14 protein-coding genes are annotated in these 13,877 nt (G+C 60.5%); 4 read left to right on the forward strand and 10 right to left on the reverse strand.

All coding sequences use genetic code 11. The features are described from left to right. Window positions 1-95 precede the first annotated feature (95 nt). Entirely contained in the window at window positions 96-1,160 is a 1,065-nt protein-coding gene (gene hisC, locus RGU70_RS03660; protein ID WP_322208044.1) for a histidinol-phosphate transaminase, read from the forward strand. A gap of 199 nt (window positions 1,161-1,359) precedes the next feature. Here the strand turns inward: hisC and RGU70_RS03665 are convergent, their stop codons facing one another. Beyond that, window positions 1,360-2,574, reverse strand: coding sequence for a YbfB/YjiJ family MFS transporter (locus RGU70_RS03665; protein WP_322208045.1), 1,215 nt, complete (start codon window positions 2,572-2,574; stop codon window positions 1,360-1,362). A gap of 206 nt (window positions 2,575-2,780) precedes the next feature. Between RGU70_RS03665 and RGU70_RS03670 the strand changes: the two genes are divergently transcribed. After that, a complete protein-coding gene (locus RGU70_RS03670) occupies window positions 2,781-3,977 on the forward strand; it encodes an MFS transporter (protein WP_322208046.1) in 1,197 nt (398 codons plus the stop codon). Continuing rightward, the gene (locus RGU70_RS03675; protein ID WP_322208047.1) at window positions 3,974-4,669 is read left to right on the forward strand and encodes an alpha/beta fold hydrolase; all 696 of its coding nucleotides are present in this window, start codon (window positions 3,974-3,976) and stop codon (window positions 4,667-4,669) included. The genes RGU70_RS03670 and RGU70_RS03675 overlap by 4 nt, the downstream gene beginning before the upstream one ends. Window positions 4,670-4,872: 203 nt before the next feature. Here RGU70_RS03675 and RGU70_RS03680 read toward each other — a convergent pair whose 3' ends face one another. From RGU70_RS03680 to RGU70_RS03715, 8 genes are all read right to left on the reverse strand, one after another. After that, entirely contained in the window at window positions 4,873-5,220 is a 348-nt protein-coding gene (locus RGU70_RS03680) for a hypothetical protein (protein ID WP_322208048.1), read from the reverse strand. Between the two features lie 144 nt (window positions 5,221-5,364). Next, window positions 5,365-6,327 carry a nitronate monooxygenase family protein gene (locus RGU70_RS03685; RefSeq protein WP_322208049.1) on the reverse strand — a complete coding sequence of 321 codons (963 nt, stop codon included), beginning with the start codon at window positions 6,325-6,327 and terminating at the stop codon, window positions 5,365-5,367. A 175-nt stretch (window positions 6,328-6,502) separates the two neighbouring features. Beyond that, window positions 6,503-7,447, reverse strand: a complete 945-nt coding sequence (locus tag RGU70_RS03690) for an MBL fold metallo-hydrolase (RefSeq protein WP_322208050.1) — start codon at window positions 7,445-7,447, stop codon at window positions 6,503-6,505. Then, entirely contained in the window at window positions 7,444-7,869 is a 426-nt protein-coding gene (locus RGU70_RS03695; protein WP_322208051.1) for a YchJ family protein, read from the reverse strand. Before RGU70_RS03695 ends, RGU70_RS03690 begins: the two co-directional genes overlap by 4 nt. Continuing rightward, window positions 7,870-8,475: a 2-hydroxychromene-2-carboxylate isomerase gene (locus RGU70_RS03700; protein ID WP_322208052.1), complete on the reverse strand. Its 606-nt coding sequence runs from the start codon at window positions 8,473-8,475 to the stop codon at window positions 7,870-7,872. Between the two features lie 56 nt (window positions 8,476-8,531). Then, window positions 8,532-10,316, reverse strand: a complete 1,785-nt coding sequence (aceK, locus tag RGU70_RS03705; RefSeq protein WP_322208053.1) for a bifunctional isocitrate dehydrogenase kinase/phosphatase — start codon at window positions 10,314-10,316, stop codon at window positions 8,532-8,534. Window positions 10,317-10,346: 30 nt separating this feature from the next. Further along, window positions 10,347-11,531, reverse strand: coding sequence for an isovaleryl-CoA dehydrogenase (locus RGU70_RS03710; protein WP_322208054.1), 1,185 nt, complete (start codon window positions 11,529-11,531; stop codon window positions 10,347-10,349). Between the two features lie 146 nt (window positions 11,532-11,677). After that, window positions 11,678-12,082 (reverse strand): MerR family DNA-binding transcriptional regulator, encoded by a 405-nt coding sequence (locus tag RGU70_RS03715; protein WP_322208055.1) that lies wholly within the window; start codon window positions 12,080-12,082, stop codon window positions 11,678-11,680. A 129-nt stretch (window positions 12,083-12,211) separates the two neighbouring features. Between RGU70_RS03715 and RGU70_RS03720 the strand changes: the two genes are divergently transcribed. Next, entirely contained in the window at window positions 12,212-13,282 is a 1,071-nt protein-coding gene (locus tag RGU70_RS03720) for an MBL fold metallo-hydrolase (protein WP_322208056.1), read from the forward strand. Between the two features lie 66 nt (window positions 13,283-13,348). Here the strand turns inward: RGU70_RS03720 and def are convergent, their stop codons facing one another. Next, entirely contained in the window at window positions 13,349-13,867 is a 519-nt protein-coding gene (gene def / locus RGU70_RS03725) for a peptide deformylase (RefSeq protein ID WP_322208057.1), read from the reverse strand. Between the last annotated feature and the right edge of the window lie 10 nt (window positions 13,868-13,877).

Below are 13,877 nucleotides of genomic sequence, written 5' to 3' on the forward strand. Positions count from 1 at the left end.
CACCAATGCGCAGATCGCCGTTTCCGTTGACACGCCCCTTGCATGTCCGGGATTTTGATACCATGGTGTTTTAGCCGTCCTGAGCACCATCTGCCATGAGTCAATACTGGAGTCCCATCGTCAGTCGCCTGACCCCCTACACCCCTGGCGAACAGCCAAAACTAAGCAAACTGATCAAGCTTAACACCAACGAAAACCCATATGGCCCTTCGCCGCTGGCGCTGGCCGCGATGGCGCGTGAGGTCAGCGACGATTTGCGTTTGTATCCCGATCCTGACGCCGCTTCGCTCAAACAAGCGATTGCTGCGCGCCATGGCCTGAAGCCAGACCAGATATTCGTCGGTAACGGCTCCGACGAAGTGCTGGCGCACGCCTTCCTCGGCTTGCTGCAGCACGGCGCACCGATTCTGTTCCCCGATATCAGCTACAGCTTTTATCCGACTTACGCCGGCTTGTATCAAGTCGACTACCGACTCGTGCCGCTGGCCGCTGACTTCAGTATCCGCATCGACGATTATCTGGACGCCAACGAAGCCATCGGCGGCATTATTTTCCCCAATCCGAATGCCCCGACCGGCTGCCTGCTCGCGCTCGATGAAATTGAACGCCTGTTGACCGTGCGCCGTGAGCGCGTGGTCATCGTCGATGAGGCTTACATCGATTTCGGCGGCGTCAGCGCCATTGAGTTGATCGAGCGTCACCCGAATCTGCTCGTGGTGCAAACCCTGTCCAAATCGCGCTCGCTGGCCGGCTTGCGCGTCGGCTTTGCGCTGGGGCACCGGGATCTGATCGACGGGCTGGAGCGCGTCAAGAACAGCTTTAATTCCTATCCGCTGGATCGCATTGCCATCGCAGGGGCCACCGCCGCGATGCAGGATGAAGCGCATTACGAAAAGACGCGGCAAGCCGTGATCGCCAGTCGTGAGCGCATGTCTGCCGCTTTGCAGGATCTGGGTTTTGAAGTGCTGCCTTCCGCCGCCAATTTCGTTTTTGCTCGGCATCCGCGTCACGATGGCGCCACGCTCGCCGCTGCTTTGCGCAGCGAAGGCATCATCGTGCGCCACTTCAAAAAAGCGCGTATCGACCAGTTCCTGCGGATTACGGTAGGGACTGATGAAGAGTGTGCCGCCCTGGTAGAAGCCCTCCGAACCCCTGATTAAGCTACTGCGCGGCGCAATCTCAGGACTGTGATGCTCACCGTACTCAAGTACGGTTGCGCTTCTCGCCCTGACCTTGCGCCGCTCGCTACGCTTACTCAGGGGTTCCGGTGCGGTGGGACATCAGGCTAGTGTGTGACGTAATTTTGGGGCGGCAATTATCCGCAATGGTTGCGTACAAGTGCAACGACGCAGGATCATCTCAGTGCTGCGCCAGCGGTCGCTGCCGCCACGCCAGCAGCGCGCCGGTCAGCAGCACCAGTGCAGAAAACAAGAGGCCGTTGCGTAATCCGCCGCCATGGTCGGCAATCCAGCCGACGATCGTCGGGCCGACGATCTGGCCAGCGGCAAAGACGATGGTGAAGGCGCTGATGCCGGCTGCCCAGTGGGTGTGCGGTAAATTGTGCCGCACCATCGCGGTTGTCGAGGCGACGACCGATAAAAATACGCCGCCGAACAAAATACCCGAAGCAAAAATGAGCGGTGTCGAGGCGGTCAGCGCAGGTAGTGCGGTGGCCAGTGCCAGCAGCGCACACAGGATTGCCATTGCCTCGCCGCCACGGAATTTGTCCAGCATGCGCGCCCATAGTCGGGTGGCCGCGATGACGGCGACTCCCAGCAAGGCATAAAACAGCGTGACCGTGGTGGCGCTCATGCCGTCCTCGCGCAACAGGGCGATGACAAAGGTCATGTAGCCGATGTAGCCCACGCCAAATAAAAAATACGCGGCCAGTCCGCAGGTGAAGCGGCGCAGCGGTGCGCGACTGGCGGATTTGTCGTGCGGCGGCAATGCCGGAATGCGACGTGCGGCCAGCATCATCAGGGCGGTGGCGAGTAATCCCAGCAGCCCCATCAGCAGCCACGCCAGTTGCCAGCGATGCGGCGCGGCGATGTGTTCCGCATACGTCAGTGACCACGGCACCAGCAGCGACGAGGCGATAATGCCGAAGCCGGTGCCGCCGTAAAACAGGCCGATTAAAAAGCCGGCGCGTTGCGGTTGCAGCATCGCCATGCGGGTCGCCAGCAGGCCGCCGGCAATGAATAACAGGGCGCTGGCAGCACCCGCCAGTATGCGCAAAATCAGCAGGGTGGTCGTGCTGGCGGTGAGGCCGGAACCCAGCATGAACAGGGCCGAAAAAATCGCCCCTGCCAGCAGCACCCGGTGCACACCCTGACGACGCAGTAGCCACGGTGTCAGTAGCGCGCCGATCAGGTAGCCGAGTGCGTTGCCGGTATTCATTCCCCCGGCGACGATGTAAGTCCAGCCCAGATCGTCGCGCATCGGCGTCAGCAGCAGCGCGTAGGAAAAGCGGGCGATACCAAGAGCGATCGCGGAACCGAGCGAGAGGGCGAGGGCGATCCAGAGCGGATGGTGGGGCGGTGTGGCGTGCGGCGGCGCAGGGATTGCTTGGGGCATGAGGCGGTCTCTGTCTTTCTGTTGTGGAGCTTCGCCAGACGGGTGGTCGCCGCCATGTTCGCTAGTGTCGGGATGGCGGCGACGTTTGCGCCGGGGAAGTTCTTATCGTTTTCGGTCGGTATGGCGCCGCCAGTCAGTATGCCACTGTCGCACGGGGGACGTATGCCGGCATCCGTGGGCGGTCGATGCGATAATGGACGCCGGCAATGATGCTTGCGCCGTCCTTCCTCTTTTCTTCCCCCGATTCCATGACCCACGGTTCCCTCCCCGTACTACCGCTGCGGCAAGCCTATGCGCGCCGCAACGCCTTGTTGTTCTTGTTTTTCATGCTGGGCGTGATTTATGCCAGCTGGGCCGCCCGGATTCCGGCGATTCGCGACGCTCAGGGTCTGGATGCGGCAACCTTGTCGCTGGTGCTGCTGTGCAGCGGCATCGGCGCGGTCGCTTCGTTTCCGCTGGCGGCGTGGCTGGTGGCGCATGTCGGGGCGCGGCGCAGTGCCTGGTTTTTCGGACTGGCGCTGTTGCTCGGTTTGCCGGCGCTGGCATGGGCGCCCGGGCTGTCCTGGCTGATGGCGGCCGGGGTGTTGTATGGCGCGGCCAGCAGTTGCTTCGATGTGGCGATCAATGCGCTGGGTGCGGCGCTTGAAAAACAGGAGCAGCGATCGCTGATGTCGACCTTGCATGCCTGGTTTTGCGTCGGTAGCTTTAGCGGAGCTTTGATGGGAGGGGCGATTGCCGCGACCGGCTTGACGCCGGGCTGGCATTTCACACTGATCGCGCTGGTCTGCGTCTGGCCCTTGCGACTAGCCTGCCAGATCTTGCCGCAAGATCGTCCGCAGCACGATCCTTCACGGCGGATTTTTGCCGTACCGCACGGGCACTTAGTGGCGCTGGGCATTATCGCGTTTTGCGGTGCGGTGATCGAGGGCTCGACCGCCGACTGGAGCGGGGTCTATCTGAAAGATCATTTGCAGGCCAGCGATGGCATGGCACCGCTGGCGTTTGCCGGATTCACCGGGATGATGCTGGTGGCGCGCTTGCTCGGCGACCGCTGGAAAGAAAGATTCGGTGCGCGCGCCGTTGTCGCGACCGGTGCATTCGTTGCCGCTATCGGCATCCTGATCGCTTCTGCTGCGCACTCGCTGCCGTTGGCGCTGGCCGGTTTTGCGCTGGCGGGCGCGGGTGCGGCGACAGTGTTTCCTTTCATTTACAGCGCCGCCGGACGGCACGGGCCGAGTGCGCTGGCAGGGGTCGCCACGCTCGGGTATAGCGGCAATTTATTGGGGCCGCCGCTGTTTGGTGTGGTGGCACATACGTGGGGGATATCGATGGGATTCGTCTTTATTGCGGCATTGTGTGTGGCGGTGACGCTGGCCGCTAGTCGTGCGCGGTGGCTGGAATGACGCGCGATATCGTGTTGCTGCCGGGCTTCATGCTGACCGCCGGTTTGTGGGACGACATGCGGGACGGTCTGGCGCGCTTAGGGCGTCTGCATTTTGGCGATATCGGGCAGGACGACACCATCGCCGCCATGGCTGCGCGGGTCTTGCAGCAGGCACCGCCGCAGTTTGTGCTGCTCGGATTTTCCATGGGCGGTTTCGTGGCGCAGGCGATGGCCTTGCAAGCGCCGGACAGAGTGCAGGGGCTGGCGCTGCTCAATACCTCGTCGCGGCCGCCGAGTGCGATGGAGTCTGCTGCCTTGCAGGAGCAAATCGCGTTAGCGAGCAGGTTGCCGTTCAAGGGGCTGACCTCACGCAAGCTGGCGTCGTCCCTGCATCCTGATCGGGCTGACGATAGGGTGTTGCTGGCGCGCTTGCAAGCGATGGCTTTGCACAACGGCAAAGATGTTTTCCTGCATCAGCTGGCAGCGCTGCGCGACGATAGCGTCGCCGCGCTGGAACAGATTGCCTGCCCGGCGCTGATTGTGGCGGCTAGGGAAGACCGTTTGCGGACGGTGGAAGAGTCCGAGGAAATGGCGCAGCGCATGCCGAAGGCCATGTTCAGGATACTGGAAGATAGCGGCCACATGACGCCCATGGAGCAGCCGCTGCGCTTGCAGATGCTGCTCGATGAATGGCTGGGTTTGGAGAGATAGCGCGGCAGATAATTTCTGGCGAACGTCGTTAAGTTGGGGGGGGGGCTTGCTGGCGGGCTGTCTGCATCAGCAGGCCAAATCAGCGCGGCAGACTATCCCGGTTTATCGGGGGGATGAGTTCGTCGCGCTGAAAGGACAGGGCGCTGTGTGGTGGGTAGGCATGCGGGGCTGCCCGGGGAAGTTGCCGTGCGGGCATGAAGATGTCAGCGCTTGTATTCTCGCCGCTCTGCTGCCTGTGGCGATGTTTGCTCTGCGCGTTTTTCGCGCTGCCGGTTGAGTTCGTCCAGATCACCGTTGCTGCGCAAAGCGGTATCAGTCTGACCTTCGGCATTGTCCCGAAATACATGCTGCATACCGTCACGCGATGTGGCGCGGGTCGGGCTTTGGGTGGGATTCTTTTGGGCCTGATTCCTTTGGGTCTGACTCTTGTATGAGGTATCGTCTTCGTGGGGCAGGAAGGGCTCAATCGCTTCGATTGATTCATATGGCTTGTCGATGGGAGTGCGTTTGACATACCGGTCTTTGCGGGTGCGGAGAAAGCTGCTGGCCATGAGGTACTCCAAGGGGATAATCGCAGTACGACACCTCGCCTGGATGATAAGTGCCGGGGTTTGGCACTCTTCACGGAAATTACAGACTTGTCTGTGTCGGAGCGGTCGATCAATGTGCTTTGACCCCGCTCCGGCTTGAACTATTTACAACATCAGACGCGCTCTTGCCGCACGATATTCAGTTTCCAGCCGATCAACCACTTCGGCAACCGAGGGGGCGTCATCCATCAGGCCGACGCCTTGCCCTGCACCCCAGATATCGCGCCAGGCCTTGGCCGCTCTGTCGCTGCCAAAATTCATATGTGTTTTATCTGCTTGCGGCAGATTGTCGGGGTCGAGGCCGGCGCTGATGATCGATTGCCTCAGATAGTTGCCGTGGATGCCGGTAAATAAATTGGTATTGACGATATCGGCGGCCGTGGCGGCAATCACGGCATCGCGGTAAGCATCGGTGACATTGGCTTCGCGTGTGGCTAACCAGCGCGAACCGATATACGCCAGATCGGCACCGGCGGCTTGCGCGGCCAGGATGGCGTCGCCGCTGGCGATCGCGCCCGACAAGATCACCAGTCCCTGATAAAAACGGCGCACTTCGCCTATCAGCGCAAAGGGCGACAGCGTACCGGCATGGCCGCCCGCACCGGCGGCGACCAGAATCAGACCATCGACCCCCGCTTCCAGCGCCTTGTGCGCATGGCGTATCGAAATGACATCGTGCAGCACAATCCCGCCGTAGGAGTGAATCGCCGCCAGCATCTCGGCCGGTGGCGCGCGCAGGCTGGAGATGATGATGGGAATTTGATGCCGCACGCACACTTCGACGTCATGTGCCAGACGGTCGTTGGACTGATGCACGATCTGATTGACGGCAATGGGGCCTATCGTGGCAGTCGGGTGTGCGGCACGATGCGCTGCCAGCTCCTCTTTCAATTGCGTCAGCCAGACGTCGAGCAGCTCGGCGGGACGGGCATTGAGTGCCGGGAACGAGCCGACGATGCCCGCCTTGCACTGTGCTGCGACCAGTTGCGGTCCGCTGGCGATGAACATGGGCGAGGCAATGACGGGCAGACGCAGGTTTCGCAGAGTTTCGGGCAGGAGCTGGGACATGGGGCGTTCTCGCTGTTAAGGGGGTAAAGACTCGAAAGTATAAGGGAAAAAATATTACGGTCGTGCTTTTAATTGCCAATGACTATTTCAGGTCTGCGAAGGGCGGGCATCTTGCGCATTAAATTAATGATCAAGACATCGCTGAGATTGCGCCGCGCATTCGCTTAAGCAGCGCCTAGCCGGCGTTGCAAAGAAGGCCATTACTGATACTGGCTGCGCCGGATTTCAGCAGTTGCGCCACGACCCATTCCGCCAGTTCCTGTTCGGAAAGATGCAGATAGCGGCGATTCGCATCGCCGATGAGGCGGATGCCGCCCAGTACCGCCGGCAGCGTTGCCAGCGGGATAGCCTGACGTTCCAGCAAGAGAAATTTGAGCAGTACCTTGACCGCATATTGCGCATTGCGCAGCGGATCGGCGGCGAGATAAGTCAGCCGCGAAAAAGCGCGTTCGAGCGCGGCATCGACATCCTCGAACAAAGCGCCATGCCCGGGAATGACCAGTCGTACATTGAGCCCGGCGATCAGTTCCAGTGTGGCGTGCGCGGCATCGAAGCCGGGTTCGCCTTCCAGCTCGGAAAAGATTACACCGAAGCCGTTGTGCCAGAGCGCGTCGGCAGAAATCAGAATAGCCTCCTGCTCGCAATAGAACATCAGCGAGTGCGGGTCGTGGCCGGGCGAACCCAGCAGCAGCCAGTCCAGCCCGCCTAATTGCACCGTGGCGCCGGCCTGCAAGGCCCCATCGACCGTGAAGCGCGGGCATTGCTGTCCGGTGGCGGCGAAGCTGAGCGCGCCTTCGTCCCAACTGCGCACCCGCTCTGTTTCGGGCAGGGGGATGCTGGTATGGCAGCCGTAGGCGGCTTGCAGCGCGGCGTTGCCGCCGCAGTGGTCGGAATGCAGGTGGGTGTTGAGCAGTCGCCGTAAGGGCCGCTCTTGCAGCGTGTGCTGCACCAGCGCTAGCGTCTGCGGTGCGTGCGCGACATAGCCGCTGTCGACCAGCGCCGTGTCGTCGTGGTCGATCAACAGGATGTTGTTCGACGATAGCCAGCCGCGCTCAAAAACATGCATGCCTGCCGGGAGTCGGAACGGGTTGGCTTGGTTGTGCTGCTTATGTTGAGTCATGCTCCGGGAAAACTGCCGTCGAGGTAGTACCAACGGGCGCGTCCGGAGGCATCCGGCTGGCGCACAAAACGGCTGATTTCATGCAGTCGCTGGGCCTTGCCGCCGACCTTGAAGCGGGCGATGAATTCGACCGTTGCCTCATCGCCGTTGTCCGGCTGCGCATGGGCGCGGATGTCCAGCCCGATCCACTTGACATCGTTTTCGCCGGTCAGGGGCTCATCCGGCAGTGTGTCGGGATGCCAGGTAGCGCGCAGCCAGGCTTCGTCGCAGCGGATATAGGCGGTGTAGCGCGAGCGCATCAGTTCGACTGCGGTGTCCGGCAAGGCTGCGCCGTCGAGAAAGCGGCCGCAGCAAGTCGCATAGCTGGCACCGCCGCAGGGGCAGGGCATTTTTGCCGCAGAGGAGGAGGGTGAGCGCGCCATTCAGATACTGCCGTTTTTCAGGAAGGCGGCTAATTGCTCGAAGCGATCCAGTCCCCAGAAGGCTTCGCCATCGACAATCACAAAGGGCGCGCCAAAGACGCCGCGTTCCAGTGCGGCTTCTATGGAGGCTTTCAAGGCATTCTTGATTTCGTCTTGTGCGAGGGCGGCTTCCAGTTGCGGGCGATCAGCACCGTTTGCAGCGGCGATGTCGAGGATGAGGGGCAGGCTGCCGATATCCTGATTGTCGTAAAAATAAGCGTGGTAAACCGCCAGCGCAAATTGGGTAGCGACGGCCTTGCCCAGGTGTTGTTTGATCCACAGCATGGCGCGAGCAGCGATCTGGGTGCTGACCGGGAACGTGTCCGGCATGCGGAAAGGGATGCCGTGGAAACGCGCGCTGCGTTGCATGTCATGCAGTGAGTACGGGCCTTTCAGTGGGACGGACACCAGCGACGCGGTGCCGATGTTCTTGAAGATCGCGCCGAGCAGGAGCGGATGCCATTCGACTTCCCGGCCAGCGGCGGCGGCCAAGGCTTCAATTTTGGTGGCGCCGAAATAGCCGTAGGGGGAGCTGAAATCAAAATAAAAATCGAGGGCGGTGGACATCGCTATTTCCTTGGTGGAGAGGCTTGAGGGGCAGATCCCGGCGTATCAGGCTTGCGCTAAGTAGTGACTAAAAAGTGGCTAAGGTGGCTGAAACGGATTTCTTGCGGATAAGGAAAGACATCGTACAGGTGACCTTCGGCAATCCGTTGCTGATGCTGCTGCCAGTAGGCGGCGCTGAGCAGATCGGCATGGTATTGGAGGAACAGGCGTTTGATGTCCGGGTTACCGAGCAGGAACGCGCCGAACTGCTCAGGGAATACATCGTTGCGGGCGATCGGGTACCAGGGTTCGGCGGCCATTTCGTCTTCTTCGTTGCGTGGCGTCGGAATGGTGCGGAAGCGGCAATCGGTCAGGTATTCGATTTCATCGTAATCGTAAAACACGACGCGGCCCTGCCGTGTAACGCCGAAGTTCTTGTAGAGCATGTCGCCGGGGAAGATGTTGGCCGCGATCAGTTCCTTGATGGCATTGCCGTATTCGATGATGCCGTGTTCCAGTTGCGCCAAGTTGCCGCTTTGTCCGGCCTCGGCCAGATACAGGTTGAGTGGCGTCATGCGGCGTTCGATGTACAGGTGGCGAATGATGATCTGATCGCCTTCTTCTTCGATCATGGACGGCGCGGCGCGCTGGAGTTCGCTCAGCAAGTCGTCCGGGAAGCGGGCGCGGGGAAAAGCGACGCTGGAATATTCCAGGGTATCGGCCATGCGGCCGACGCGGTCGTGGTATTTGACCAGCAGGTATTTTTCGCGCACCAGCGCCTGGGTGGTTTCCTTCGGCGGGGCGAAATGGTCGCGGATGACCTTGAATACATAGGGAAACGAGGGCAGCGCGAACACCACCATCACCATGCCGCGAATGCCGGGGGCGATATCGAAACGGTCGGAGGAATGATGCAGATGGCGTAAAAAGTCGCGGTAGAACAGCGCCTTGCCCAGTTTTTGCAGGCCGAGAAGGGTGTAAATCTCGCTGCGCGGTTTGCCCGGCAGCAGGGTGCGCAGGAATTGCACCGTGGCCGACGGCACTTCCATATCGACCATGAAATATGCGCGGGTAAAAGAAAACAGCAGCGAGAGCATGGCGGTGTCGGTCAGTACGGCGTCGATGAACAGTTCGCCCTGACGGTTGTGCAAAATCGGCAGTACGAAGGGGTATTCGCGGCCATCGTTGATGATCTTGCCGACCAGATAGGCCCCTTTGTTGCGATAGAACAGGCTCGACAACACCTGAATCTGGAAGTCGACTTTGAATTCCTGGCCCAGCAAGCTGTGCAGCCGCTGTTCGACATGGCCGACGTCGTGCTCCAGATCGGCGAACGGACAGTGCAACTGAAAATTGGTGAGGATGCGTGTGAGCGTGTAGTGCAGGCCGTCTGTCGCCGGGTAATAGGCGCGGTAGAACGGCGTCGGTTCGTCGCCGTCCAGATACTCGGTGGACACCGCGGGTCGGACGAAGATGAAATCGTTATTGAAGTAGGTACGGTGCAGCAGTTTGCAGCAGACCGAATTGAAGAAGGTTTCCGCCAGTTCCGGTTGCTTGTGTTCAATCAGCAGACCGATGTAATGCAGTTTGACTTCGCGCCAGACCTCGTCGCTGAGATCGACCGGTTCGTATTCGTCTTCCAGCGTTTGCACGCATTCCGCGACGCGCTGGTCGTAAAAGGCAATCCGGGCGCGGGCAGCGGCTTGGGCGGTGGGCCAGTCGCAGGTTTCAAAATAGCCTTGCGCCGCCTGACTGGCCGCGCGGAACAGGCGGTAATGCTTGTCGAACCCGTCCAGGATCGTGCGCGCCGTGTCGAACGCGATTTGCGACGATAGCAGTTTGGGGAAGGCGGTGGCGGGCATGGCGCTGGTCGGGGGCGGGATGGTGTGGGCTTAGCAGGTTTCGGCGAACAGTTCGCGGCCGATCAGCATGCGACGGATTTCACTGGTGCCGGCACCGATTTCGTAGAGCTTGGCGTCGCGCCACAAGCGGCCCACGGCGTATTCATTGATGTAGCCGTTGCCGCCCAGCGCCTGAATGGCTTCGCCCGCCATCCAGGTCGCTTTTTCGGCGGCGTACAGAATGGCACCGGCGGCGTCCTTGCGCAGGGCGCGTGCGGCACCGGGGGCGGTGGCGCGTTCACAGGCCTGACCGACCGCGTAAACATAGGATTTGCAGGCCATCATGGTCGAATACATGTCGGCGATTTTTCCTTGCATCAGCTGGAATTCACCGATGGCCTGACCGAATTGCTTGCGCTCGTGCAGGTAGGGCACGACGACATCCATGCAGGCCTGCATGATGCCCAGCGGGCCGCCGGCCAGCACGGCGCGTTCGAAATCGAGTCCTGACATCAGAACTTTGACGCCTTCGCCAATGCCGCCCAGGATGTTTTCCGCCGGAACTTCGCAATCGCGGAACACCAGTTCGCCGGTATGCGAGCCGCGCATGCCGAGTTTGTCGAGTTTTTGCGCCACGCTGAAGCCGGGGAAATTCTTTTCCACCAGGAAGGCGGTGATGCCGCGTGCGCCGGCGGCGAGGTCGGTCTTGGCATAGACCACCATCACATCGGCGTCGGGGCCGTTGGTGATCCACATTTTGCTGCCGTTGAGGACGTAGCGATCGCCCTTGAGGTCGGCCCGCAGTTTCATGCTGACGACGTCGGAGCCGGCATTCGGTTCCGACATGGCCAGCGCGCCGATGAAGTCGCCGCTGATCAGCTTGGGCAGGTAGCGCTGTTTTTGCGCGGCATTGCCGTTGCGCTGAATCTGGTTGACGCACAGGTTGGAGTGCGCGCCGTAGGAGAGGCCGACCGAGGCGGAGGCGCGGGAGATTTCTTCCAGCGCGACGATATGCGCCAGATAACCCATGCCGGCACCGCCGTACTCTTCGTCTGCGGTGATGCCCAGTACGCCCAGATCGCCCATTTTTTTCCACAGGTCCATAGGGAACTGGTCGTTGCGGTCGATTTCCGCTGCGCGGGGGGCGATTTCTGTCTGGGCGAATTGCGCGATGCTGGCGCGCAGGGCGGCGATATCTTCGCCGTGGTCAAAGGTCATGCCGGGTAAGTGGATCATCTGCGGTCTCCGAAGGGGAAGCGGGGCGACTCTGTGCTGGCGTCGCTTGGTATGGGTGGAGTGGGGATCATACGACACATTCGCCGTTGGTTGACGTTAACGTCAATTGGACTTGCGCAAAAGTCCTGGTCAAAAGGGCCTGGTAATCAAGCGGTCGGCTCCTGCGGCAGACCCCGGGCGCTGAGCAATTCCCGGCATTGCGCTTCATGGCCGCTGATTTCATCCAGCGTCAGATCGAGGTCTTCGCGTTGCTGTTCGAGTTTTTGCCTATGCTCGGCCAGTACCAGCAGAAATTGCTGCAGCTGGACGGTGGAGTCTTTCGGTGAGTCGTACATGTCGACCAGGGTCTTGATTTCCGAAAGCGATAATCCCAGCCGCTTGCCGCGCAAAGTCAGTTTGAGCCGGGTGCGCTCGCGGGCGGGATAGACGCGGTTGCGGCCGCCTGCGCCTTCGCGTTTCGGACTGAGCAGTCCCTGATCTTCATAGAAGCGGATGGCGCGCGGCGTGATGTCGAATTCTTGCGCCAGCTCGGTGATGGTGTAGGTGGGCATAGGTGTGTCTCAGGAAATGTCCGAAGGTGGTAAGCTGACGTTAACGTCAAGTCTCCGCAGTATATTCCAGCGCAAGGTCAAGCAGTCGGCGCTATTCCCTTCATTGCAAAATTTCCCCCGGGCGGTCTTATGAATGCACTTGAATCCCAGCTCGACTACGCTTTCGGCGATACGCTGCCCGCTATCGGCAGCACGCTCGAAGTCGCTCCCGGCGTCTTGTGGTTGCGCATGGCTTTGCCGTTTGCGCTGGATCACATCAATCTGTGGTTGCTGGAAGACGAACTGGAAGGGCCGAACGGCCTGCGCAAGGGCTGGACCGTCATCGATTGCGGCATTGCCAACGACGCCACGCGCGCGGCGTGGGAACACATCTTCGAGACCCAATTGCGCGGACTACCGATTTTGCGCGTGATTTCCACGCACTGCCATCCCGATCATGTCGGTCTGGCCGACTGGCTGTGCCAGCGCTGGAAGGTGGCGCTGTGGATGACGGGCGGGGAATACCTTGCTGCGCGTGTGATGTCGGCGGGTTTGCCGGGGGCGGATGGCACGGCCTCGTTACCGCATTTTCAGCGTCACGGCTTGAAAGACCCGGAACTGGTGACCAAGCTGGGTGGACGCAATAATTACTATGCGGCTATGGTGCCGTCGGTGCCGGAGTCGTATTTCCGGATGCACGACGGGCAGACGGTGCAGATAGGGGGGCGTGGCTGGAACGTCATTACCGGTTTTGGCCATGCGCCGGAACATGCGTCACTCTATTGCGCCGAGCTGGGCGTGCTGATTTCGGGCGACATGGTCTTGCCGCGCATTTCGACCAATATATCGGTCCTGGCGATCGAACCGGAATCCAATCCGGTGCAGCAATATCTGGATTCATTGAAAAAATACGCGACCTTGCCGGCCAATACGCTGGTGCTGCCCTCGCACGGCAAACCGTTTCGCGGCTTGCCTATCCGCATTACTCAGCTCAACGACCATCACGCAGCGCGTCTGGCCGAAGTGCTGGAAGCCTGCGCGATTCCTTGCTCGGCGGTCGACATACTGCCGGTGATGTTCAAGCGGCCGCTCGACACGCACCAGCTCTCGTTTGCGCTGGGCGAGGCGCTGGCGCATTTGCATCAACTCTGGTTTGTGGGTTTGTTGCGACGGGAATTGGGGACGGATCAGGTGTTTCGTTTTCAGGCGTTGGCCGCCTGATATACCCAATTTATACTGTGGACTTACACCGCAGACTTCGCCGTCCCATCCTTCTGGTGAAGATGCTTAGCGCTGATCGCGCTTGGCGTCGCGCTCTTCCTTGAGCATTTTGGTCTTGATGCGGTTGCGCTTGAGCGGTGACAGGTATTCCACGAAGACCTTGCCAATCAGATGATCCATTTCATGCTGGATGCAGACCGCCAGCAAGCCATCGGCCTCAATCTCGAATGACTTGCCATCGCTATCGTGCGCCCGCACCTTGATGCTGGCCGGGCGTTCGACGCCGTCGTAAATGCCGGGTACCGACAGGCAGCCTTCATCGTAGACTTTGGTTTCCGCGCTGGCCCAGATAATTTTAGGATTGATGAAGGCCTGCAAGGCATTGCCGGCGTCTGAGACGTCCACAACGATGACCTGCGAGTGGACATCGACCTGCGACGCGGCCAGACCGACGCCGGGGGCTTCGTACATGGTGTCGGCCATGTCGGCGATCAGCCGTTTCAGGCGCGCGTCAAACACAGTGACTGGCGCGGCGTGCTTGTGCAGGCGCGGATCGGGGTAGCGGAGAATATTAAGTAAAGCCATACGATGAGTG

Origin of the sequence: Herbaspirillum sp. RTI4, assembly GCF_034313965.1 — a bacterium.
GTDB lineage: Bacteria > Pseudomonadota > Gammaproteobacteria > Burkholderiales > Burkholderiaceae_D > Herbaspirillum.

Coding starts and splice junctions, on each gene's coding strand:
- RGU70_RS03700 (WP_322208052.1), bottom strand. CDS start 8,475: ATGTCCACCGCCCTCGATTTTTATTTTGATTTCAGCTCCCCCTACGGC.
- RGU70_RS03675 (WP_322208047.1), top strand. CDS start 3,974: ATGACGCGCGATATCGTGTTGCTGCCGGGCTTCATGCTGACCGCCGGT.
- RGU70_RS03715 (WP_322208055.1), bottom strand. CDS start 12,082: ATGCCCACCTACACCATCACCGAGCTGGCGCAAGAATTCGACATCACG.
- hisC (WP_322208044.1), top strand. CDS start 96: ATGAGTCAATACTGGAGTCCCATCGTCAGTCGCCTGACCCCCTACACC.
- RGU70_RS03685 (WP_322208049.1), bottom strand. CDS start 6,327: ATGTCCCAGCTCCTGCCCGAAACTCTGCGAAACCTGCGTCTGCCCGTC.
- RGU70_RS03665 (WP_322208045.1), bottom strand. CDS start 2,574: ATGCCCCAAGCAATCCCTGCGCCGCCGCACGCCACACCGCCCCACCAT.
- RGU70_RS03670 (WP_322208046.1), top strand. CDS start 2,781: ATGATGCTTGCGCCGTCCTTCCTCTTTTCTTCCCCCGATTCCATGACC.
- RGU70_RS03710 (WP_322208054.1), bottom strand. CDS start 11,531: ATGATCCACTTACCCGGCATGACCTTTGACCACGGCGAAGATATCGCC.
- def (WP_322208057.1), bottom strand. CDS start 13,867: ATGGCTTTACTTAATATTCTCCGCTACCCCGATCCGCGCCTGCACAAG.
- RGU70_RS03680 (WP_322208048.1), bottom strand. CDS start 5,220: ATGGCCAGCAGCTTTCTCCGCACCCGCAAAGACCGGTATGTCAAACGC.
- RGU70_RS03695 (WP_322208051.1), bottom strand. CDS start 7,869: ATGGCGCGCTCACCCTCCTCCTCTGCGGCAAAAATGCCCTGCCCCTGC.
- aceK (WP_322208053.1), bottom strand. CDS start 10,316: ATGCCCGCCACCGCCTTCCCCAAACTGCTATCGTCGCAAATCGCGTTC.
- RGU70_RS03690 (WP_322208050.1), bottom strand. CDS start 7,447: ATGACTCAACATAAGCAGCACAACCAAGCCAACCCGTTCCGACTCCCG.
- RGU70_RS03720 (WP_322208056.1), top strand. CDS start 12,212: ATGAATGCACTTGAATCCCAGCTCGACTACGCTTTCGGCGATACGCTG.